General features: G+C 62.5%; 19 protein-coding genes and 1 tRNA gene. 13 read left to right on the top strand and 7 right to left on the bottom strand.

From position 1 onward, the window contains the following. Positions 1 to 56: 56 nt before the first annotated feature. From P7F60_RS19150 to P7F60_RS19160, 3 genes are all read right to left on the bottom strand, one after another. Entirely contained in the window at positions 57 to 794 is a 738-nt protein-coding gene (locus tag P7F60_RS19150; protein WP_277919284.1) for a FadR/GntR family transcriptional regulator, read from the bottom strand. A gap of 54 nt (positions 795 to 848) precedes the next feature. Next, positions 849 to 3,899 carry an FAD-binding and (Fe-S)-binding domain-containing protein gene (locus tag P7F60_RS19155; RefSeq protein WP_277919285.1) on the bottom strand — a complete coding sequence of 1,017 codons (3,051 nt, stop codon included), beginning with the start codon at positions 3,897 to 3,899 and terminating at the stop codon, positions 849 to 851. Positions 3,900 to 4,066: 167 nt separating this feature from the next. After that, positions 4,067 to 4,142, bottom strand: a tRNA-Lys gene (locus P7F60_RS19160). A 187-nt stretch (positions 4,143 to 4,329) separates the two neighbouring features. Here P7F60_RS19160 and P7F60_RS19165 point away from each other — a divergent pair. Together P7F60_RS19165 and P7F60_RS19170 are read left to right on the top strand one after the other, a co-directional pair. Further along, positions 4,330 to 5,079: a cytochrome c biogenesis CcdA family protein gene (locus P7F60_RS19165; RefSeq protein ID WP_277919286.1), complete on the top strand. Its 750-nt coding sequence runs from the start codon at positions 4,330 to 4,332 to the stop codon at positions 5,077 to 5,079. A 38-nt stretch (positions 5,080 to 5,117) separates the two neighbouring features. After that, positions 5,118 to 6,080: an AEC family transporter gene (locus P7F60_RS19170; protein ID WP_277919287.1), complete on the top strand. Its 963-nt coding sequence runs from the start codon at positions 5,118 to 5,120 to the stop codon at positions 6,078 to 6,080. Here the strand turns inward: P7F60_RS19170 and P7F60_RS19175 are convergent. Then, positions 6,057 to 7,259 carry a UbiH/UbiF family hydroxylase gene (locus P7F60_RS19175; protein ID WP_277919288.1) on the bottom strand — a complete coding sequence of 401 codons (1,203 nt, stop codon included), beginning with the start codon at positions 7,257 to 7,259 and terminating at the stop codon, positions 6,057 to 6,059. The genes P7F60_RS19170 and P7F60_RS19175 overlap by 24 nt on opposite strands. Positions 7,260 to 7,580: 321 nt before the next feature. On the opposite strand from P7F60_RS19175, the gene pcsA reads away from it, so the two are divergent. The 6 genes from pcsA to P7F60_RS19205 are packed head-to-tail and all read left to right on the top strand — an operon-like array spanning position 7,581 to position 14,035. Then, entirely contained in the window at positions 7,581 to 8,309 is a 729-nt protein-coding gene (gene pcsA, locus P7F60_RS19180) for a phosphatidylcholine synthase (RefSeq protein WP_277919496.1), read from the top strand. A gap of 4 nt (positions 8,310 to 8,313) precedes the next feature. Next, a complete protein-coding gene (locus P7F60_RS19185; RefSeq protein WP_277919289.1) occupies positions 8,314 to 9,300 on the top strand; it encodes a quinone oxidoreductase in 987 nt (328 codons plus the stop codon). A 60-nt stretch (positions 9,301 to 9,360) separates the two neighbouring features. Then, positions 9,361 to 10,917 carry an ABC transporter ATP-binding protein gene (locus P7F60_RS19190; RefSeq protein ID WP_277919290.1) on the top strand — a complete coding sequence of 519 codons (1,557 nt, stop codon included), beginning with the start codon at positions 9,361 to 9,363 and terminating at the stop codon, positions 10,915 to 10,917. After that, a complete protein-coding gene (locus P7F60_RS19195) occupies positions 10,907 to 11,998 on the top strand; it encodes an ABC transporter permease (RefSeq protein WP_277919291.1) in 1,092 nt (363 codons plus the stop codon). Before P7F60_RS19190 ends, P7F60_RS19195 begins: the two co-directional genes overlap by 11 nt. Before the next feature lies 1 nt (position 11,999). Beyond that, on the top strand, positions 12,000 to 12,917 hold the full coding sequence (locus P7F60_RS19200) for an ABC transporter permease (RefSeq protein ID WP_277919292.1): 918 nt from the start codon (positions 12,000 to 12,002) through the stop codon (positions 12,915 to 12,917). 44 nt (positions 12,918 to 12,961) lie between these two features. Further along, a complete protein-coding gene (locus P7F60_RS19205) occupies positions 12,962 to 14,035 on the top strand; it encodes a BMP family ABC transporter substrate-binding protein (RefSeq protein ID WP_277919293.1) in 1,074 nt (357 codons plus the stop codon). A gap of 67 nt (positions 14,036 to 14,102) precedes the next feature. On the opposite strand, the gene gph is transcribed toward P7F60_RS19205, so the two are convergent. After that, positions 14,103 to 14,777, bottom strand: a complete 675-nt coding sequence (gph, locus tag P7F60_RS19210) for a phosphoglycolate phosphatase (RefSeq protein WP_277919294.1) — start codon at positions 14,775 to 14,777, stop codon at positions 14,103 to 14,105. Between the two features lie 189 nt (positions 14,778 to 14,966). Between gph and rpiA the strand changes: the two genes are divergently transcribed. The 5 genes from rpiA (at position 14,967) to P7F60_RS19235 (ending at position 19,848) form a co-directional block, all read left to right on the top strand. Further along, the gene (gene rpiA, locus P7F60_RS19215) at positions 14,967 to 15,665 is read left to right on the top strand and encodes a ribose-5-phosphate isomerase RpiA (protein WP_277919295.1); all 699 of its coding nucleotides are present in this window, start codon (positions 14,967 to 14,969) and stop codon (positions 15,663 to 15,665) included. Positions 15,666 to 15,679: 14 nt separating this feature from the next. Then, entirely contained in the window at positions 15,680 to 16,234 is a 555-nt protein-coding gene (locus P7F60_RS19220) for a DUF2059 domain-containing protein (RefSeq protein ID WP_277919296.1), read from the top strand. Between the two features lie 111 nt (positions 16,235 to 16,345). Then, entirely contained in the window at positions 16,346 to 17,731 is a 1,386-nt protein-coding gene (gene gor / locus P7F60_RS19225) for a glutathione-disulfide reductase (RefSeq protein WP_277919297.1), read from the top strand. A gap of 155 nt (positions 17,732 to 17,886) precedes the next feature. Further along, complete coding sequence (locus P7F60_RS19230) at positions 17,887 to 19,263, top strand: 3-deoxy-7-phosphoheptulonate synthase class II (protein WP_277919298.1); 1,377 nt, start codon at positions 17,887 to 17,889, stop codon at positions 19,261 to 19,263. Positions 19,264 to 19,428: 165 nt separating this feature from the next. Beyond that, a complete protein-coding gene (locus P7F60_RS19235; RefSeq protein WP_277919299.1) occupies positions 19,429 to 19,848 on the top strand; it encodes a GFA family protein in 420 nt (139 codons plus the stop codon). A 12-nt stretch (positions 19,849 to 19,860) separates the two neighbouring features. Here the strand turns inward: P7F60_RS19235 and P7F60_RS19240 are convergent, their stop codons facing one another. Beyond that, the gene (locus P7F60_RS19240; RefSeq protein ID WP_277919300.1) at positions 19,861 to 20,835 is read right to left on the bottom strand and encodes a hypothetical protein; all 975 of its coding nucleotides are present in this window, start codon (positions 20,833 to 20,835) and stop codon (positions 19,861 to 19,863) included. A 159-nt stretch (positions 20,836 to 20,994) separates the two neighbouring features. Next, the gene (locus P7F60_RS19245) at positions 20,995 to 22,836 is read right to left on the bottom strand and encodes an LTA synthase family protein (protein WP_277919497.1); all 1,842 of its coding nucleotides are present in this window, start codon (positions 22,834 to 22,836) and stop codon (positions 20,995 to 20,997) included. Positions 22,837 to 23,040 lie beyond the last annotated feature (204 nt).

Genomic DNA, 23,040 nt, shown 5'->3' on the forward strand with positions numbered 1-23,040 from the left:
TGACGCATCCCGTTTCGGGAAACAAGAGGTTTCTGTGCCGAAAGCGCGGCGCTATCCTATTCAATCGTTTCGTGGCTTGCCGGCTCGTCCAGCAGGGCGCGATAACGGTTCAGACTTTCCTCCAGATGCTGCGTCAACGCCTGTTTCGCACCTTTGGCATCGCCCTTCGTGATGGCCGCAAGAATCGCCGCGTGCTCGCGGTTGATTTTCTTAAGATAGGCTTGGCGGGTGCTCAACGATTGCATCTGCCGATGCTTCAGCACCAGGTCGAAGCTGATCTCGCCCATCACCGCCTGCAGGAAGCGCGGGAAATGGGGATTGCGGGTGGCGCGGGCGATCGCCAGATGAAATTCGAAATCCGCTTGCGCCTCGACGACGACATCCTCCGTCTCCAGCGTTTCGAGATGGCCGTAAGTGCGGGCGATCTCAGCCAGCGCTTCCGGTGTGCGTCGCGTCGCAGCAAGGCCGGCCGCCTGGATTTCGACGCCGAATCGCAGTTCGAGGATCTGCATGGCCGAGCGGATGTCCTCGATACGGCTGATCTCGAAATTCAGCGTCTTGATATCCTTGTCGGTGACATAGACGCCGGCCCCCTGCCGGGCGATCACCCGGCCGGCGACACGCAGCGAGGTCAATGCCTCGCGGATCACCGTGCGGCTGACGCCGAATTCTTCGCAAAGCTGGGCGCTGGAGGGGATTTTTTCGCCCGGCGGATACAGGCCGGAATCGATTCGCTCGCTGAGTTGCGCCACCACGATTTCTGCAAGATTGCCCCGTTGCGTAATCAGCGCCACTTATCGGCTCCAAAGCTTTGCAATTGAAAGACAGCTTTTAGCACGCATCGCCACTCACGCCACCTTTCCGCGAACCGTTTTCATCTCCGCCGACAGCAGACGTAGCAGGATCTGCAGCGGATGCGGCAGTTCGGCGTCATCCAGAAGCTTCACCTGCGAGCGGCAGGAATAGCCCGTCACCATGACGATCTCGCCCGGCGTCGTCGCCTCGATCTCCTGGCTCCAGCTCAGGCCATAGATGGTGTCCGAAAGCGCGCGGTTGCGCACCTCATGGCCGAAAGTGCCGGCCATACCGCAGCAGCCGAGCGGCGGTTGTTGCAGTTTTACGCCGAGTCGCGCGAAAATCGCCGCCCACTGTCCCTGCGCTGCCGGCGCATTCGTCCGCTCCGTGCAATGCAACAGCAGCTTGAAGCGGCCGGAGGGAGCGCTTGCCGGTGCAATCCGGTCGAGATGCTGCGCCAGCCATTCCTGTGGCAACAATACATGCAGATCCCTCGCCTGCGGCACCGCCTTGGCATATTCGCTGCGGAAGGCAAGCGTCATCGAAGGGTCAATGCCGACCAGCGTTGCGCCGGTTTGTGCCAGCGCCCGCAGGCTATGGGTGGTCGCAGCAGCCGCCTTTTCGAAAGCGCCGAGATAGCCATGCACATGCAGCGCCTTGCCATTGACATGCGGCGGCGCGACAAAGGGCGTGAAGCCGAGCGCGCGCGCCAACTCAACCGCATCCAGCACCAGTTGCGGATTGAAATGCGCCGTAAACGCATCCGGCACGAAGACGACGGCGCTGGGCGAAAATTGCTTCAGCGCCGCGACGGTCGCGACCGCAACGCCGCACCGCTTCAGCTCGGCGGAAAGATCGAGCGCCGGCATGACGGGCAGGGCGGTAAGCCCCATCTGCCGCATGACCCATTTTCCCGGCTTCGAACGCACGGCGAAATTGTAGAAAGGCCGCAGCCGCGCCATCAGCGGCAACGTCGTCTCGATGCCGGCAATCAACGGATCCTTCAGTGGCCGCAGATAACGGCCGTGATACAGCTCCAGGAATTTCGAACGAAAGGCGGGAACGCTGACCTTCACCGGACATTGCCCGGCACAGGCCTTGCAGGCGAGGCAGGTGTCCATCGCGTGGCGCACCTCATGCGAAAAATCGGCGCGATTGGCGGGGCTGAGAGAATTCCACAGCCGCGACGGCCAGCGCAACAGGCCGAACGCCTCGCGCTGCCGCTCCGCTTCCCGGCGCGGATCGATATCGCGTCTTGCCAGCAGCCGCAGCCATTCGCGCATCAGCGAGGCGCGGCCCTTCGGCGAAAATCGCCGGTCTCGCGTACCCTTGTAGGAGGGGCACATCGGGCTTTTCTCGTCGAAATCGAAACAGGCGCCGTTGCCATTGCAATAGGCGGCATTGTCGAAGGCGGCGCGGATGTCGTTGCCGATCGCCCGGTCGAAATCGCCGCGCAGCGGCACCGCATCGATCTTCATCAACTCGTCGGCGCTGGGCGCCGCGATCTTGCCGGGATTGAGCTGGTGATGCGGATCGAACAGCCGTTTGATGTGCTGAAGGCTGGGATAGAGATCGCCGAAATAGTCCGGCACGTATTCGGAGCGCACGCCCTTTCCATGCTCGCCCCAGAGCACTCCGCCATATTTGCGCGTCAGCGCCACGACGCCGTCGCTGATGCGCTTGACCAGTGCCACATGCTCCGGTCGCGTCAGATCCAGCGCCGGGCGCACATGCAGCACACCGGCATCGACATGGCCGAACATGCCGTAGTCGAGGCCTTCGCCATCCAGCAACTGCCGGAACTCGCGGATATAGGGCGCCAGGTTTTCCGGCGGCACGGCGGTATCCTCGACGAAAGCGACAGGCCGCACCGGCCCCTCGACACTGCCGAGCAGCCCGACCGCCCGCTTGCGCATCGTCCATATTGCCTCGACCTGCGCATGGCCGGCCGCAACCGTATGCCCCAGGCGCCCCGACATCGGCCGCGCCGCAAGGCCCGTGACCACTGCCTCGATCTTGTCCGCCAGTTCCTCGCCGCTGTCGGCCAGTACTTCGACGATATTGATGCCATCGGCGCGCACGTCGGGATCATCCGGAAAAAACGGCGCGATCTCCGCCCAGATGATATCGCCTTTGGCAAGGCCGAGAACCTTCTCATCGACCGTCTCGACCGAGGCGACCTTGAGCGCGGCGAGATTGCGCGCATCCTCCAGCGCCGTGTTGAAATCGTCGTAACGGATATTGATCAGCGCCGCGAAGCCGGGCAGCGGCAGGACGTTCAACTCCGCCTCGGCGATCATCGCCAGCGTGCCCTCAGCGCCGCAGAGCACGGAATTGACGTTCAGGCCGCCATCCGGCGCGCGCAGATGCGCCAGGTCATATCCGGTCATGTAGCGGTTCAGAGGTGGAAAGACCGCCGCGATCCTCTCGCGCTGCTCCTTTTCGATCCGGTCGAGCGTGCGATAAATCTCGCCCACCTTGTCCGGTCGCTTTTTCAAGGCATGGAGCGCCTCGGCGTCCGCCGGCCGGAACCACCAGTCCTTGCCGCCGGCGAGGATGGCGCGCAGGCCCAGCACATGATTGCTGGTCTTGCCGTAAAGACAGGAACCTTGGCCACAGGCATCGGTATTGATCATCCCGCCGATAGTGGCGCGATTGGAGGTCGAAAGCTCCGGCGCGAAAAACAGCCCATAGGGCTTCAGCGCCCGATTGAGCTGGTCCTTGACCACGCCGGCCTCGACCCGAACCCGGCGCCGCTCCGGATCGATCTCCAGGATCCGCGTCATATGCCGCGAACAATCGACCACCACGCCTCGCGACAAGGCCTGCCCGTTCGTCCCCGTTCCCCCGCCGCGCAAGGCTATCGTCACCTGCCGAAACTCCGGCTCATCCAGCACGCGCGCCAGGATCGCCAGATCGTCGGCGCTACGCGGAAACACGATACCGCCGGGGAAAAGCTGATAAATGGAATTGTCCGTGGCGTAAACCGCCCGGCTTCCGTCCCCCAGCTCGATCTCCCCCGAAAACCCGGCCTCAACAAGTCGCCCGAGAAAACCTGGCTGGGCGAGAATTGTGTCGATCTGGCTTTCCAAACGGGGAATCATGGGGATCATCCGGAATGACGCGCAAAAGAAAGTTAGCACATAAGTGATAACATCTCCATCAATCAAAGCAACAGGAATCGCCTATTCGCCACCGCCACAAGAGTTGGCGGATCGTTTGCCGCCAACTCGGTGGGTTCGGCATGATTTTGCGATTTCAGGGATGAAAGTGGTGAGCGCGCAGGGATTCGAACCCTGGACCTACTGATTAAAAGTCAGTTGCTCTACCGGCTGAGCTACGCGCTCCCAGCGAGGCGCGACGCCTCGTTTGAAAGTGCGCGGAACATAGGCAGGCGGTCGGATGCGGTCAACTGGAAAAATGACGAAGTTCGATGTCGCGCAGCGATTTTTTTGTCCCTGGGCAAAAAGGTGATTGGCGGTGAAGGGTAAGCTCCCCTATGGAGGGCCGGCCGTTCCCTCATGGAGGTTCGTCTTGTCGATCGCCGAAATATCCCTGTTCAGCGCCCTGTTCGCCGGCGCGCTTTCCTTTCTCTCGCCCTGCGTCCTGCCGCTGGTGCCGCCCTATCTCTGCTATATGGCCGGCATTTCCGTAGACGAATTTCGTGGCGGCGGTAACGAGGGCGGTCGGCAGGATGCGCGGCGGTCGGTTCTGCTGGCCGCGCTGTTCTTCACGCTTGGCTTTTCCACGGTTTTCGTGGCGCTCGGCGCAGGCGCCTCGACCATCGGCACGATGCTGCGCCAGCATATGGATGTGCTTTCCAAGGTCGGCGGCGTCATCATCATCCTCATGGGATTGAATTTCCTTGGGTTTTTGCGCATCGGGCTTTTTTCGCGCGAGGCGCGGTTCCAATCGAGCGGCAAGCCGGCGACGATCACCGGCGCCTATCTGATGGGGCTTGCCTTCGCGTTCGGCTGGACGCCGTGCATCGGCCCGGTGCTGGGGGCGATTCTCGGCGTCGCGGCGTCGCGGGATACGGTTTCGGACGGCGCCTTCCTGCTTGCCGTCTATTCGCTTGGCCTTGCGGTCCCGTTCTGGATCGCGGCTCTCTTTTCCGGTTCATTCATGCGGTTTCTCACCCGTTTCCGGCGCCATCTCGGGATGGTTGAAAAGGTCATGGGCGGTTTCCTGGTGCTGACCGGTCTTGCCTTCATCTTCGGTTTCGTCAGCGATGCCGCGATCTGGTTCCAGCAAACCTTTCCAATCCTCATGCGCATCGGCTAATCAGCGCCTGACTTTTTGATCTCCGGACGCGAGACGACATGGGCGCGATTGCCGCATTGCTGATTCCCTTCTTTGGCCTGATCGTTATCGGTTATGCCGCCGCGCGCATCACGAAGCAGCCGGCCGAGGCACTTGGCTGGCTCAATACCTTCATTATCTATGCGGCGCTGCCGGCGCTGTTCTTCAAGCTGGTGTCGCGCACGCCGCTGGAGGAACTGACGCGCATCGACTTCATCGCCGCCGATGTCATCGCCACCTACAGCATCTTCGTGCTGATCTTCGCCGCCGGAAAGCTGCTGCGCGGCAACTCCACCGCCGACAGCACTATCCAGGGCTTTGCCGGCGCCTACGGCAATATCGGCTATATGGGGCCGGGGTTGGCGCTGCTGGCCTTTGGCGAAGCGGCCGCCGTGCCGGTGGCGCTGGTCGTCTGCTTCGAAAACGCCATGCATTTCATCGTCGCGCCGGCGATGATGGCGATTTCCGGCGGCGAGAAACGCGCCGCGCCGCAATTGGCGCTGGATATCCTACGCAAGGTGGCGCTGCATCCGTTCATTCTGTCCTGTGCGGCCGGTTTCGCGGTGGTCGCGGGCGGCATTCCGGTGCCGGTCTCGATGCAAAGGCTTGTCGATTACCTGGCGCAGGCGGCAGCGCCCTGCGCGCTGTTTGCCATGGGCGTGACGCTGGCGCTTCGGCCGTTGAGGCGTGTGCCGGCGGAGATGTTCTACATCGTGCCGGCCAAGCTGATCCTGCATCCGCTGGTCGTCTATCTGGTGCTGACTTCGGTCGGCACCTTTCCGCCGATCTGGATTGCTTCGTCCGTGCTGCTCGCCGCTCTGCCGACGGCCACCAATGTCTTCGTCATCGGGCAGCAATATGCGGTCTGGCAGGAGAGGGCGTCGGCGACCATCCTGATGACCACCATCTGTTCGGTGGTGACGGTGTCGATGACGCTCTATCTGTTGAAACTCAGCCCTTTAGCGGCGCAGCTTCCCCCGTAGGGCATCGCCGATGGCACTGAGCCCGCGCCCGGGCTCGATGCCCTCGCGCATGAAAATACCACGCAGCGGCGGGAGCGCCGAAAGCACGTGCAGGCCAGCGGCGCGCACCATCTGCGTCGGCAGGAAATCCGAAAGCAGTGACCGATTCAGCAGGTCCACCCCGGCGGTGCGAGTCATGACGTCGGCACGGCGGCGGCGATCGAAGCGATCGCCGATCGATTCCGGGATAGGCTCGCCCTTGAGATCGGAAATCAGGTCGTTCAGGTGGATGATGTCGCGCAGCGACAGGTTGAAGCCTTGCGCCCCGATCGGGGGGAAGACATGTCCAGCCTCGCCGGCCAGCACCAGCCGGCCCTTGCCGAAACGGTGCGCCATCATGCCGGAGAGCGGCCAGGCCTGCGCGTCCGGCTCGACGATCACCTTTCCGAGCATGGATTGCATCTGCTTCTCGACCCGCAGGCTCAGTTCCTCCGGCGACAGCGCCATCAGCACGTCGGCCTCCGTCGGCTTGCGCACCCAGACGAGACTGGAGCGGTTGCCAGGCAACGGAACCTGGGTGAAGGGGCCGGATTCGGTGTGGAATTCGGTGGAGATATTGCCGTGCGGCAGGTCGTGGCTGAAATTCAGCACGATGGCCGTCTGAGGATAGGACCAATGACGCATGCCGATACCGGCATTGTCGCGCATTTTCGACTTGCGCCCGTCGGCGGCGACGACAAGTTCGGCGGAAATCCGGCTGCCGTCCTGAAGCGCGATCTGTACGCCTTCAGCGAGCAAGTCCACATGCTCGGCCGCTTGGGGCAGAAGCGTGATATTGCCGTCATGCGTCACGGCTTCGCCAAGCACGGCCAGCAGCGCGGCATTGGGAATGTTGTAACCAAAGGCCTCAAGCCCGACTTCGGAGGAGCGGAAGGAGACGGTCGGCGCGCGGAGCAGCCGGTTCGTGCCGTCGATGATTCGCATGGTGGAGAGCGCGGCGGCTGAAGGCGCGATCCGGTCCCACAGCCCCAGCCGCTCCATGAAGCGGATGGACTGGTCCATCAGCGCCGTGGTGCGCTTGTCCTCGACAGCGGCCGGCGGGGCCAGAAGCGCGACGCGGCGTCCGAGCCGCGCCAGCGACAGAGCGGCGACCGAACCGGCCATGCCGCCGCCGACGACGGCGATGTCGAATGCGCTCATGAAAACCTCCAACGCTTGCAAACTCTCTTTCCCGCACAGGTTAGTCGTTTGACCTGTTGAAATCCATGGGATCCATTGGCGCAGAGGGTGAAAATGCCGAACCATGCGTTTACTGTCAGGTGAACGGAGACGATATCCTCTGGCAGGTTCGAACAGGAGATGCATATTCGTTGCTGATACGGCCGGGGGCGAGTGTCTCACAAGACCTTCATCTGCGATCCGTAAGAAAACAAGACGATAGGCTGTCTGCACGATTCGCGAGCAACGCAGGCGACCTGAATGAAGCGGCATATGCGCCGGCCGGTATCGGAAGCGGGGACCATGAAGATTTTCAACTACAAGCGCGTGCCGTATGCCGAGATGCGGGCCTTTTCGGTCCATATTCTCACGGCCTCGGGTTCGTTCCTCGCCTTTCTCGGCGTCGTCGCGGCGGCGGAACATCGCTTCGTCGACATGTTCTGGTGGCTGGGGCTGGCGCTGCTGGTCGATGGCATAGACGGGCCGATTGCCCGCAAGGTGCGGGTCAAGGAAGTGCTGCCCAACTGGTCGGGCGATACGCTCGACAACATCATCGATTACGTGACCTATGTGCTGCTGCCGGCCTTCGCGCTCTACCAGAGCGGCATGATCGGCGAACCCTGGTCGTTTGCCGCCGCCGGCATGATCGTGGTGTCGAGCGCCATCTATTATGCCGATATGGGCATGAAGACGGACGAATATTTCTTCTCGGGCTTCCCGGTGGTGTGGAACATGGTGGTCTTCACCCTGTTTGTCATCGATGCCAGCGCAACAACGGCGATGATCATCGTGACGCTGTCGGTCGTGCTCACCTTTCTGCCGATCAATTTCCTGCATCCGGTGCGCGTCGCGCGGCTTCGCCCGCTCAATCTGGCGGTTTTCGCTCTTTGGTCGGTGCTGGGCGGCGCTGCCTTGCTGATGCATTTCGATACGCCGCAATGGCTGAACATTCTCTTCTGCATCACAGGCCTGTATCTTTACGGCATCGGCGCGGTGCTGCAATTGATTCCCTCGCTCGGAAGGAAAGGCTGAACCCATGTCTGTCGTCACCACGGCTATCGTCCAGCGGTCCCTCGGCGGGCCGGAGGTTCTGAAGATCGAGGAAGTGCCTCTCCCCGCGCCGGGCGAAGGCGAGGTGCAGATCCGCCAAGCGGCCATCGGCCTGAATTTCATCGACGTCTATTTCCGCACCGGGCTCTACAAGGCGGCGAACGGGCTTCCCTTCGTGCCGGGCAAGGAAGGGGCTGGCACTGTGACGGCGGTCGGCGCCGGCGTCGAGGATTTTGCCGTGGGCGACCGGGTCGCCTATGCCGGCGCCGACGGCGCCTATAGCCGCGAGCGCAATGTCGCCACCCGCCATCTCGTCAAAGTGCCGGAAGGCATTTCGCTGGAAACGGCGGCGGCGATGATGCTGAAGGGCATGACCGCCGAATACCTGCTCAACCGCACCTACAAGGTCGGGCCGGGCACGACGCTGCTGTTCCATGCAGCTGCCGGCGGCGTCGGCCTCATCGCCGGCCAATGGGCCAAGGCGCTGGGCGCGACCGTCATCGGCACGGCCGGTTCGCCGGAAAAAATCGCGCTGGCGCTCGCCCATGGCTACGACCATGTCATCGATTACCGCAACGACGATTTTGTCGCCCGCGTCAAGGACATCACCGGCGGGGCCGGCGTCGATGTCGTCTATGATTCGGTCGGCAAGGACACGTTTCCGGGCTCGCTGGACTGCCTGAAACCGCGTGGATTGTGGGTCAGCTTCGGCAATTCCTCCGGCCCGGTTGAGGCCTTCAACATGGGAATTTTGTCGCAGAAAGGTTCACTTTATGCGACGCGGCCGACATTGTTCGCGTATATTTCCACACCGCAAGAGCTTAAGGATTGTGCAGGCTCGTTGTTTGCTGTTGTGTTGAGCAACAAAGTGCGTATCAATATCGCGCAAACCTATCCGTTGGCCGAAGCCGCCCAGGCCCATGCCGATCTGGAGCTAAGAAAAACACGTGGAACAACGCTGCTGATTCCCTGAGGCCGAACCGGGCGGAATGGGAACGTCACAATCCGAGGGGGCTCAGTGAAGCCGCACGACATGTCGCGACCCGACGCCTTGCTGTCGGTGCGCAAGCTGACGAAGCTGTTTGGCAGTTTTGCCGCCTGCGACGGCATCGACATCGAGATACAACCGGGTGAAATCCATGCGCTGCTGGGGGAAAACGGCGCCGGGAAATCGACCCTCGTCAAAATGCTGTTCGGCGTTCTCGCGCCGAGCGCCGGGCAGATCGTCTGGAAGGGCCAGCCGGTGCGAATCGGCTCGCCCGGCGAAGCGCGCAAGACCGGCATCGGCATGGTTTTCCAGCATTTTTCGCTGTTCGAAGCGCTGACGGTCGCCGAAAACATCGCGCTGTCGCTCGATCCCGGCATTTCGCTGGCGCGCATCTCCGACGAGGCGGCGGCGCTGTCGCATGCTTATGGCCTGCCGCTCGATCCCAAGGCGCATGTGGCCGATCTCTCGGTCGGCGAACGCCAACGCATCGAGATCGTGCGCGCCCTGCTGCAAAACCCGCAACTGATCATTTTGGACGAGCCGACCTCGGTGCTGACGCCGCAGGAGGCCGACCGCCTGTTCGAAACGCTGGCCAAGCTGAAGGCGGAGGGCCGTTCGGTCCTCTATATCAGCCATCGCCTGGAAGAGGTGCAGCGCATCTGCGACCGCGCCACCGTCCTGCGCCATGGCAAGGTGACCGGCGCCTGCGACCCGAAACGCGAAACGCCGGCTTCGCTGGCGCGCATGATGGTCGGCAACGAGGTTGCCACGGTCAGCGCCGCCGGCACGACGACGCGTGGGCCGGTTCTGCTGCAGGCCCGCAATCTCAATGTCCCGGCGCGCACGCCTTTTGCCGTGTCGCTGAAGAATCTTTCGCTGACGGTGCGCAGCGGCGAGGTTCTCGCCATTGCCGGTGTGGCCGGCAACGGTCAGAGCGAGCTGTTCGATGCGCTATCGGGCGAATATCCGGTTGCCGACAACGACGCCATCCGCATCCGCGACCACGCGGTCGGTGCGTCGGGAATTACGGCAAGGCGGCTGATCGGCGCAAGCTTCGTGCCGGAGGAGCGCCATGGCCACGCAGCCGTCACCGGCATGTCGCTGTCGGACAATCTGGTCCTTGCCCGCAACCAGTCGGACCGCAGGGCGTTCCTGACCGGCGGCCCGCTCGGCATCATTCGCCACGGCATCGTGCGCGAGGCGGCGAAACGCATTTCGGCCGCCATGGATGTGCGCAAGAGCGGCGAGGATCCGCCGGCCGGCTCGCTCTCCGGCGGCAACCTGCAAAAATTCATCGTCGGGCGCGAGCTGGATCGCCAGCCGAGCGTCATGATCGTCAACCAGCCGACCTGGGGCGTCGATGCGGGGGCGGCGAGCCGCATCCGCCAGGCGCTGGTCGACCTGGCGAAATCCGGCTCGGCCGTGCTGGTCATCAGCCAGGATCTGGACGAGATTTTCGAAGTCGCCACCGAAATCGCCGTCATCAACGAGGGGCGCTTGTCCAATGCCTATCCGGCGCAGGACATGACCCGCGAAAAGATCGGCCTGCTGATGGGCGGGGCGCACGACAAGGCCGGCGCGGAGGCGCAGCATGCGCATTGAACTTGAAAAACGTCCGGGCGGCTCGCGCCTGTTTTCCTTCGTGTCGCCGCTGCTGGCCCTGCTGCTGACGGTCGTCTGCGGCGGCGTCATGTTCGCGCTGCTCGGCAAGGATCCGGTTTCGGCGCTCTACAGCTTCTTCATCGAGCCGCTGCAGGAAGTCTGGTCGCTTCATGAGCTGGCGATCAAGGCCGGGCCGCTGATCCTGATCGCCGTCGGCCTGTCGGTCTGTTATCGCTCCAACAACTGGAACATCGGCGCCGAGGGCCAGTTCACCATGGGGGCGATTGCCGGTTCCTTCCTGCCGATCGTCTTCTACGAATGGCATTCGCCGCTCATCCTGCCGCTGATGCTGGTGATGGGCATGCTCGGCGGCGCGCTTTATGCCGGCATTCCGGCGCTCTTGAAGGCGCATTTCAACACCAACGAGATCCTCACCAGCCTGATGCTGGTCTATATCGCGCAACTGTTCCTCGACTGGCTGTCGCGCGGCATGTGGCGCGATCCGCAGGGCTATAATTTCCCGCAATCGCGCAATTTCGTGCCGGAAGCCATCCTGCCGGAGGTGCTGTCGTCGGGGCGGGCGCATTGGGGTTTCGTCTTCGCCATCGTCGCCGCCGTGCTGGTCTGGTTCATGATGCGTTTCACGCTGAAGGGGTTCCAGATCACCGTGCTCGGCCAGTCGGAACGGGCAGGGCGCTTTGCCGGCTTTTCCTCGCGCGGCATGATCTGGTTCTCGATGCTGTTTTCCGGCGCGCTCGCCGGTCTTGCCGGCATTTCGGAAGTCTCCGGCTCGATCAACCACCTGCAGCCGTCGATTTCGCCGGGCTACGGTTTTACCGCCATCATCGTCGCCTTCCTCGGCCGCCTCAATCCGCTCGGGATCATCGCCTCGGGGCTGGTGCTGGCGCTGACCTATCTCGGCGGCGAGGCCGTGCAGCTTTCTCTCGAAGTGTCCGACAAGGTGACGCGCGTCTTTCAGGGGCTGCTGCTGTTCTTCGTGCTCTCCTGCGATACCCTCATTCATTACCGTATCCGGCTGGTGTTCGACCGGCTGAAGGGCGAATCGGACGGAGCGGCCTGACATGATCCTCGAAGCCATCATCCTGACGGTCATCACGGCGGCGACGCCGCTCGTGGTCGCAGCGCTCGGCGAGCTGGTGACGGAGCGCTCCGGCGTCCTCAATCTCGGCGTCGAGGGCATGATGATCATGGGCGCGGTCGGCGCCTTCGCGGTCGCGCAGATGACCGGCAATCCCTATCTCGGCCTGCTGGCCGGCATCGGCGTCGGCGCGTTGTTTTCGCTGCTGTTCGGTTTCCTGACGCTGACGCTGGTCACCAACCAGGTGGCGACGGGCCTGGCGCTGACCATCCTCGGCCTCGGCGCCTCGGGCATGATCGGCGAAACCTGGGTCGGCGTGCCGGGCATCAAGCTGCAAGCAATTTATATTCCCGGCCTGTCGGACATCCCGGTGATCGGCCCGATCCTGTTCCACCAGGATATCGTCTTCTACCTGTCGATCGTGCTGCTGATCGGCGTCAACTGGTTCCTGTTCCGCAGCCGCACCGGCCTGATGCTGCGCGCCATCGGCGACAATCACGGCTCGGCCCATGCGCTCGGCATCGACGTGCTGCGCGTGCGCTATCTGAGCGTGATGTTCGGCGGCGCCTGCGCCGGCCTCGCCGGCGCGCAGCTGTCGCTGGTCTATACGCCGCAATGGGTGGAGGACATGTCGGCCGGGCGCGGCTGGATCGCGCTGGCGCTGGTCGTGTTCTCGTCCTGGCGCCCGTGGCGGGTGCTGGCTGGCGGCTATCTGTTCGGCGCCGTCACCATCGGCCAGTTGCACACGCAGGCGCTCGGCGTCAACGTGCCCTCGCAGTTCCTCTCGGCCTTGCCTTATGCGGCGACCGTCGTCGTCCTTGTCCTGATTTCCCGCAATCGGCGCACCACGCTGATCAACACGCCCGCGTCCCTTGGCAAGCCATTTGTGCCGGACCGGTGACACAACAAACAGAAGCCGAAGCTCAAAACCTGGAAGGGGTTACAATGAGAAAAATCGCTCTTGCACTTGCGGCCACCGCCGCCACCTTGATCGGCACGGCCGCCATTGCCCAGGCCGCCGACAAGACCAAGATCTGCTTTATCTATGTCGGTTCGAAGACCGATGGCGGCTATTCGGAAGGCCATGACCGCGGCCGCCAGGAACTGGAAAAGGCCCTCGGCGACAAGATCGAGACCGCCTACCTCGAAAAGGTTCCGGAAGGCCCGGATGCCGAGCGCGCCATCGAGCGCATGGCCCGCTCCGGCTGCTCGCTGGTGTTCACCACCTCGTTCGGCTTCATGGACGCCACCATCAAGGTCGCCCAGAAATTCCCGAAGGTGAAATTCGAGCACGCCACCGGCTTCAAGTCGGCCGAGAACGTCGGCACCTACAATGCGCGCTTCTACGAAGGCCGCTACATCCAGGGCGTCATCGCCGCCAAGATGTCGAAGACAGGCGTCGCCGGCTACATCGCCTCCTTCCCGATCCCCGAAGTGGTGATGGGCATCAACGCCTTCGTGCTCGGCGCGCAGTCGGTCAACCCGGATTTCAAGATCAAGGTCGTCTGGGCCAACACCTGGGCCGATCCGGGCAAGGAAGCCGATGCCGCCAAGGCGCTGGCCGACCAGGGCGTCGATATCCTGACGCAGCACACCGATACGACCGCGCCGATGCAGGTTGCCGCCGAACGCGGCATCCACGCCTTCGGCCAAGCCTCCGACATGATTGCGGCCGGCCCGAAGACGCAGCTGACCGCCATCGTCGATACCTGGGGCGCCTATTACATCAAGCGCACACAGGCGCTGCTCGACGGCACCTGGAAATCGGAGCAGATCTGGGACGGCCTGAAGGACGGCATCCTGACCATGGCGCCCTACACCAACATGCCAGACGACGTGAAGAAGCTGGCCGAGGAAACCGAAGCCAAGATCAAGTCCGGCGAGCTGCACCCCTTCACCGGCCCGGTGAAGAAGCAGGACGGTTCGGAATGGCTGAAGGCCGGCGAAAAGTCTGACGACGGCACGCTGCTCGGCATGAATTTCTACGTCGCCGGCGTTGACGACAAGCTGCCGCAGTAATAGCAGCCTTCGTTTTGAAGGAAGAACGCCCGCCGGATCGTCTCCGGCGGGCGTCTTTGTTTGGAGATCAGCGCTTGAGCAGCGTCTCGACCAGTTCCGGCGTCAGCTCGTCGAAATGCTGGATGACCCGGTCGGGATTGAGCGCCTCGATCGGCGCATCCGAATAGCCGAAGGGTACGCCGAGCACCGGCACGCCGGCATTGCGGGCAACGAGGCAATCGTTGAGGCTGTCGCCGACCATCAGCGTGGCGGCGATGTCGCCGCCGGCGCGCTCGACGGTGCCGGTCAGATGGGCGGCATCCGGCTTGCGCACCGTGAAGGTATCGCCGCCGGTGATCGCCGCGAAACGCTGGGTCATTCCCAGGCCTTGCAGCAGCCGCCGCGCCATCGCCTCCGGCTTGTTGGTGCAGACGGCGAGCATGAAGCCGGCATCGGCCAGGCGGTCGAGCGCGGCGTCGAGGCCGGGGTAAGGGCGGCTCTCGCCAGGCATGGTGTCGCCGTAATAGGTGAGGAACCGCTGCATCATCGGCGCCAGCCCCGCCTCGTCGAGCGAATGGCCGCGCAGCCGGAAGGCGCGCTCGATCATGGCGCGGGCACCATGGCCGACGAGATGGGTCAGATCCTCATAGCCGACGGGCGCCAGATCGGCGGCGGCGATGGTATGGTTGAGTGAGGCGATGAGATCGGGCGCGGTATCGACCAGCGTCCCGTCGAGATCGAAGACGACGAGGGGGGAAGGCAAGGTTTTCTAGCTCCGCTTGAATGTCGGTTGCCTGCCGGATTAGGCGATGGAGCGCGCGAATTCAATCACGTGTTTCGCCTTGGCCATCGAATGTTTTCGCAAGCCTGGCGATTTGTTCGAATGGCCCTTTCGTTCCGCCGTGCGGGCGTGTAAACAGCTTTCAACGTAATGGACCGGAGCTTTTGGCGCATGGACGCCCGCGAAATGAAGATCAAGGCCGCCGAGGCGGCGCTTCAGCATGTCGAGAACGGCATGCGGCTGGGGATCGGAACCGGGTCGACCGCTGAGGAATTTGTCCGGCTGCTGGCCGAGAAGGTCGCGGGCGGCCTGAAGGTCGAGGGCGTTCCCACTTCGGAGCGCACCGCGCGTCTTTGCGTCGAACTCGGCGTACCCCTGAAATCGCTGGACGAACTGCCGGAACTCGACCTCACCATCGACGGCGCCGATGAAGTCGATGCAGCGCTGCGGCTTATCAAGGGCGGCGGCGGCGCGCTGCTTCGCGAAAAGATCGTCGCCTGCGCCTCGCAGCGCATGATCGTCATCGCCGACGAGACCAAGGTGGTCGACACCCTCGGCGCCTTCCCGCTGCCGATCGAGATCAACGCCTTCGGCCAGATCGCCACTCGCATTGCGGTGGAAAAGGTGGCCTCGCGCCTCGGGATGTCAGGCGACTTGAAGCTGCGCTCCTCCGGCGACGGACTTTTCATGACCGATGGCGGACATCTTATTCTCGATGCATCATTTGGCCGTATTCCTGATGCAGAGGCGCTTTCAAGCCAGTTGAATTCAATCCCCGGTGTGGTGGAGCACGGGCTATTCATAAACATAGCATCGCTTGCCGTGATCGCAGGCCCTTCGGGCGCGAGGACACTGGAAGCGAAACAGTGACAGGAGCATCATTCATGAAGACTTTTGCGGCAACCTGCCGTCTTGCCGTCGGCGCCGTTCTTCTTTCCAGCGTAGCCCTTGTTTCGGCGGCGCGCGCGGATGATGTCAGCGAGGAGCAGATCGCGGCGGCGCGCGCGACCATCCAGTCGCTCAACCTGACGAACGCCTTCGACCGCATTCTGCCGAACCTGGCCGAGCAGCTCAAGGCGCAGCTCATCCAGGCATCGCCGAACTTTACCGACGTAATCACCGCGACGGTGGACGAGAAGGCGCTTTCGCTGGCCACCCGCCGCGGCGATCTGGAGCGCGAAGCCGCGCGCATCTATGCCAACACCTTCACGCTCGACGAGTTGAAGGCGATCTCGGCCTTCTACCAGTCCGACGTCGGCAAGAAGCTTTTGAAGGACGGCCCGGTCGCGACCCGCGAGATGATGAAGGCCGCCGATATCTGGGCTTCGGGCATTTCCCGCGACCTCGCCAAGGAGAGCGATGCGGCGCTGGAAAAGACCATCGGCTCACAGGCGCAGGCCGAAGGCGGCGCCAAGAAGCCGGCCCAGGCCCAGCAATAAGCCTGCCGACCCGAAAAATCTTCCAAGCCCGGATTTTCCGGGCTTTTCTTTTGCGCGATCCTCTTCCTATATCCGCTTAAATCCGTTTCGACTTTGCCAAAGGAGCATCCCATGCCGACTTACGATTACGATCTTTTTGTCATCGGCGGCGGCTCCGGCGGTGTGCGCAGCGGCCGCGTCGCGGCGTCCATGGGCAAGAGGGTCGGCATTGCCGAGGAATACCGCTACGGCGGCACCTGCGTCATCCGTGGCTGCGTTCCCAAAAAGCTGTTCGTCTATGCCTCGCAATTCCACGAGCAGTTCGAGGATTCCGCCGGTTTCGGTTGGACGGTCGGCGAGACCTCCTTCGACTGGGCCAAGCTGATCGCCGCCAAGGACAAGGAAATCGACCGCCTGGAGGGTCTCTATCGCAAGGGCCTCGAAAATGCCAAGGCCGATATCTTCGACAGTCGCGCCGAACTGGTCGACGCTCACACCGTGCGCCTTACCCGCACCGGACAGACCTTCACCGCCGAGCATATCGTGATTGCCACCGGCGGCACGCCGAACCCGCACGCGGACCTGCCCGGCCATGAATTGTGCATTTCCTCCAACGAGGCTTTCCATCTGGAAAAGCTGCCGAAATCGATCCTGATCGCCGGCGGCGGCTATATCGCGGTCGAGTTCGCCAACATCTTCCATGGCCTCGGCGTCGAGACGACGCTGATCTATCGCGGCAAGGAGATCCTCTCCCGCTTCGACGGCGACCTGCGGCGCGGCCTGCACAATGCAATGACCGCCAAGGGCATCCGCATCCTCTGCCAGGACATCATCACCCAGGTATCGCGCGACGGTGACACGCTGTCGGTCGAGACCAAGGAAAGCGGCATGCTTTCCTTCGATACCGTTATGCTGGCGCTCGGCCGCGATCCCCATACAAAGGGTCTCGGACTGGAGGCTGCCGGTGTGAAGACCGATGCGCGCGGCGCCATCGTCGTCGACGAATATTCGCGCACCAGCGTGCCGCATATCTTCGCGCTCGGCGACGTCACCGATCGCGTGCAACTGACGCCGGTCGCCATCCACGAAGCCATGTGCTTCATCGAGACCGTCTACAAGGACAATCCGACCAGGCCGGATCACGACCTGATCGCCACAGCCGTCTTCTCGCAGCCGGAAATCGGCACGGTCGGCCTGTCGGAGGAAGCGGCAGCCGCGAAGTACGCCGAGATCGAGGTCTATCGCGCCGAATTCCGGCCGATGAAAGCGACGCTGTCGGGCCGGCAGGAAAAGATGCTGATGAAGCTGATCGTCAATGCCGCCGACCGCAAGGTGATCGGCGCCCATATCCTCGGCCACGACGCCGGGGAAATGGCCCAGCTTCTCGGCATTACCCTCAAGGCCGGCTGCACCAAGGCGGATTTCGACCACACCATGGCCGTGCATCCGACGGCCGCGGAAGAGCTGGTGACGATGTACAATCCGAGCTATCGCATCGTCAACGGCGAGCGTGTGTGATCGCTGAAACCAGCGGGAAAGCAGCCGAAGGCGGCATCCGATTCGATGGCGGTTGCGGCTATGCAAGCGCTAATGAAAGGTTTATAAGCCCGCATCCAAATCATGGACGGGCAAGGATCTCTTCATAGAAGTATCCGTAAGAGCAGGTGAGTAACATGGCACAGAATTGGACCCCGAACAGCTGGCGGCAAAAACCCATCCAGCAGGTGCCGGATTATCCCGACCAGGCAGCGCTGCATGCAGCCGAAGATCAGCTCGCCACCTATCCGCCGCTCGTGTTCGCCGGCGAAGCCCGCCGCCTGACCAAGGCGCTCGCTAATGTCGCCGAAGGCCGCGGTTTCCTGCTGCAGGGCGGCGATTGCGCCGAAAGCTTTGCCGAGCATGGCGCCGACAACATTCGCGACTTCTTCCGCGCCTTCCTGCAGATGGCCGTCGTCCTGACCTTCGGCGCCCAGCAGCCGGTCGTCAAGGTCGGTCGCATCGCCGGCCAGTTCGCCAAGCCGCGCTCCTCCAACATCGAGAAGCATGGTGATCTCTCGCTGCCGAGCTATCGCGGCGACATCATCAACGGCATCGAATTCACCGAGGAAGCCCGCATTCCGCGCCCCGAGCGCCAGATCGAAGCTTATCGCCAGTCGGCCGCGACGCTCAACCTGCTGCGCGCCTTCGCCATGGGCGGCTATGCCAACCTCGAAAACGTGCATCAGTGGATGCTCGGCTTCGTCAAGGACAGCCCGCAGGGCGAGCGTTACCGCAAGCTGGCGGCGCGCATCACCGAGACCATGGACTTCATGAAGGCCATTGGCATCTCCTCGGACAACAATCCGAGCCTGCGCGAGACCGATTTCTTCACCAGCCATGAGGCGCTGCTGCTCGGCTACGAGCAGGCGCTGACTCGCGTCGATTCGACCTCGGGCGACTGGTATGCGACCTCCGGCCACATGATCTGGATCGGCGACCGTACCCGGCAGCCCGACCATGCCCATATCGAATACTGCCGCGGCATCCGCAATCCGCTCGGCCTGAAGTGCGGCCCGTCGCTGACCGCCGACGGCCTGCTGGAACTGATCGACATCCTCAATCCGGGCAACGATGCCGGCCGCCTGACGCTGATCTGCCGTTTCGGCTACGACAAGGTCGCAGAGCACCTGCCGCGCCTCATCCGTGCCGTCGAGCGCGAGGGCCGCAAGGTGGTCTGGTCCTGCGACCCGATGCACGGCAATACGATCACGCTCAACAACTACAAGACCCGTCCGTTCGAGCGTGTCCTGTCGGAAGTCGAGAGCTTCTTCCAGATCCACCGCGCCGAAGGCTCGCATCCGGGCGGCATCCATGTCGAGATGACCGGCAAGGACGTCACCGAATGCACCGGCGGCGCCCGCGCCGTTTCGGCCGAGGATCTGCAGGATCGCTACCACACCCATTGCGACCCGCGCCTCAACGCCGACCAAGCGCTCGAACTGGCCTTCCTGCTGGCCGAGCGCATGAAGGGCGCCATGGACGAGAAGAAGCTGGCGGTCGCCAGCGCCTGATCCGTCCCGCCTTCGGAAAAGATCGAAACCGGGCCCTCGCGGCCCGGTTTTTTTATGGCCGTTCCCATTCAACGGCATTGATGCTTTTCTTCAATGGAATGAAATTGATCTGACGGTTGGCGACGGCACAGTGCCGTTTGCAACAATCTATAAAGGGGAAAAGACATGGGTGAAATCCACGACGGCTCCTGCCTGTGTGGCGCGGTGCGTTTTCGCGCGCATGGCGCCCTCAGGGAAATCGTCGCCTGTCATTGCGCGCAATGCCGCAAGCAGACCGGCCTGTTCTACGCGGCCACCAACGTGAAGCGAACCGACCTCACGATCGAAGGCGAGGAAGCGATGACGTGGTATGCGGCCAGCAACTTCGCCCGGCGTGGCTTCTGCGCCACCTGCGGCTCGGCTATGTTCTGGCAGGAGAATGACGGCGCATGGATCTCGATCCTCGCGGGCTCCTTCGATACGCCTCTGGAAGGCAAGATCGGCCGCCACATCTTCTGCGAGGGCAGGGCGCAATTCTACGATATCGAGGACGGCGCGCCGCAATATCAGAAGGGTTCGCCGGGGCTGTCGGTCGCCCCGGCCTGAGCGATATCCGCCTCAGGCGGATGTCGCCATGCGCGGATTGCAATCCGCTACCGGCGTGACGCCGCTTCCAAGCTTCCCCGACGCATCCAGTCGTTCGGCGGCCCAATGCACCGCTTCGTCGAGAGCGGCGAACTTTGTCGCCTGCCAGGCGAAATAATCGTCCATAAAACCGCGGGAAAACCACAACCGCCCTTTGCGGCGCGGCTTTTCCCAGCCCGCATGGCCGTTATCCTCGGTCGGATTGAACATGCGCTTCAGGTTGGTCACCGAGATCGTATATTTGCGCGCAAGCTCGGCGATGCCGACTTCGCCGATATAGACGCGCTCGGCCTCGAAACATTCGACAGTCAGTCGGCTGACCAGCTCATGCAGGATCATGCCGCCGGATTCCGACCAGATGAACGAACCGATCGTTTCGGGCAGTTCCCGCCAACTGGGATCGTCCATCAGAGCGCGGGCCGCGCGCGGCTGCGACATCGCGAAGAGCTGCGGTGTGCTTTCGCTGAGCGCCAGCCGATTGCCGCCGTCGAGTTCGTCGAGACAGGCCATATGGCCGTTGAACCAGCTCAGCATCGCCGTATCGGCGATTTCGGTTGTCTCGTAGACATGCATGCGCCGATCCTGCAGATTTGGAATCTTGCGCAGGAAGCGATAGACCTGCATTTCGGAGAGCAGGCTGGCAGCCGTGTTGCGGCTGGCGATGCCGTATCTTGCCACCGCCTCGTAAAGCCGGCTGGGAGTTAGGCCGGACTGCGCTTCGCTTTCATCCCGCTCAAGCTGCAGCGCGAAAAGCATCTGCGTCAGGAACCACTTTTGATGCGAAGCTTTCAGCCGCGCCAGCCGTGGCGATTTTTCGTGGATGCTGACGAGATGGCGCGCGATGCGCACTTCGATTTCCAGAAAGCGAGGGCTTGAGGCGATATCCTCCAAAGTCAGGAGGGGCGTCTCCAGCGCGCGCCGGCCATTTTGATCCTGCGTGTGAAACATGGTCTTCCGGGTCGGATATCGACGATGGGATAACGAATGCTGTAGAGGCTTCCTTTGCGATTGCAAATAAAGAATCTCTACACATTGCGACTTTCGTCGATGTGATCTCGGAAGTCTGTTCCCTGCGGAACCGCAGCCGGTATGTTTTCGTGCGCTGTCTCAGCTTGCCGGTTGCGCGATCCAGGCGTGACTTGGAAACATGCGATCGACGCTGTATTCCTTGCCGAACATCATGTCGTGCTGGATATAACGATAATCGCGGATCAGCGGGTCGATCGTCTGGCCCTTCATCGACCAGTCCGCCTTGGCTTCGCCGTCGCGCGAAACCAGCATGTAACGATCGACGACGGGATACTTCTTTTCCACCTCGCCGAGAAACTCGGTGTAATAAGGATGCTTGAAGCCGGCGAGGCTGACCACATGGCGCGAGATGAAGGCCGGGCTGATCGTGCCGACATCCTGCTTGCCGCTACGGCTGGACCAGATCATCAGCGGCGTTTCGTGTTCGCGCTTCATCACATCCAGCGGCGCCTTGCGGGTCGCGACCTGCGCGCCCATGTAGCCGGAGCTGACATAAGCCTTGCCGAGCGGCGGCAGATGGTCGCCGAAGACGACGATGATGGTTTCGCGTTCGCGCTTCTCTGCCCAATCCATCAGCATTTTCAGGCTGTCGTCGGCTTCCTTGACGCCCTGCGCATAGGTTGCCAGCGTCTGGCGCTCGTCTTCGGCCAGGTTTCCTTTCACGTCGATGGTGTTGCGGACATAGCGGTTCGGCTCATAGGGTCCATGGCCCTGCAGCGTCACCGAGAAGAAGAAGAACGGACGATCCATGCCATCGGCTTCACGCATGATCTCCTTGAACAGCGCATCGTCGGAGGCGAAGAAACCGCGCTTGTCGAGGGCCGGCAGGTTTTCCTCTGAAAGAAAATCCTCGAAACCGAAGGCCTTGTAGACCTCGCCTCGGTTCCAGAACCAACTCTGATAGGGATGGATGGCGCGCGCGGCATAACCTTCGGCGCGGAAAAAGGTCGCCAGCGACGGCAGTGGACGGCGCACATATTGCTGATAAGGAATGCTGCCATAGGGCAGGAAGGCATTCGAGAATCCGGTCAACGCTTCGAATTCGACATTGGCGGTCATGCCGCCGAATTCCGGCGAGAAGGAATTGCCCGACGCATTCTCACGCATCACCGGCATGGGATCCGCCGAGAAATTCACATTGTTCATCCGGGTCGGATCCCAAAGCGATTCGCTCATCAGCACGATGACGTCAGGATGGTCGCCGCCGCCGGCGGCGAAGGGAATGTCGGCGGCCGGGATCTTCGCCATCGCATCGCCGCCATAACCGGCAGGTGCGGCGACATTGGCCATCGGCAGGTTGAAGGCGAAGGCGAGAAGGAAGCCATTGTGACGATAGTTTTCCTTCTGGTCATACATCATCGGGATGACTTGCAGCCGGTCGCGCAGCCAGGAAAATTGCGAATAATCCATCATGGAGCCGAAGCCGACCAGGATCGGCAGCGTCATCGCCACAGTGATCCAGCGGCGGCGCCACGCGATGGCCGGAAACCGTTTCCAGGCATGGGTCAACAGATAGACGATGGCAACCACGCCCGCGACGACCCCGACGAACAGCGCCACCGCCGTCCACGGCCGCTGGCTGACCATCACCGGCAGCAGTTCCACGATCTGGCGCGCAAACAGGAAATCGGTTGGATAGAGCGGATCGGAGAGAAAAAGCTGCTTCTGGTTCGACACGAAGGCCGGAATGAGCGTCAGCGGCACAATGATGAGCAGCGACTGGTATCGGCGGCCAAGCAGCGCATCGAGACACAGGATGGAAAGCGCCAGCAGCGCCACGGTGGTCTTGCCGGGACGCGAGGCCGAGAGCAGGAAATTGCCGACATCGGTCGTGGCGCCACGCGCCACCCATTCCACCGCAATCGTCAGCAACAGGGCGATGATGACGGCCTTGGCGACAGGGAGGGCAAGCGCCGCCAGTCGACCCGCGCCATCCGCAGACGAGATAGGGAAGGACCGGTCGATGAACGTAACCCTATCCGTCGCCTTTGACCTGAACTCGACCAACCCTACCTCCACGCAATCCGCAACATAAACGTCATAAAACCTTCACCGTACTGTCACACGTCCGTCCTGAACGCTAGATGAACCGTTAACGTTCAACAGTCCGCGCGGTCTTTTCCA

This window comes from Rhizobium sp. YJ-22, from assembly GCF_029601685.1.
Taxonomy (GTDB): domain Bacteria; phylum Pseudomonadota; class Alphaproteobacteria; order Rhizobiales; family Rhizobiaceae; genus Metarhizobium.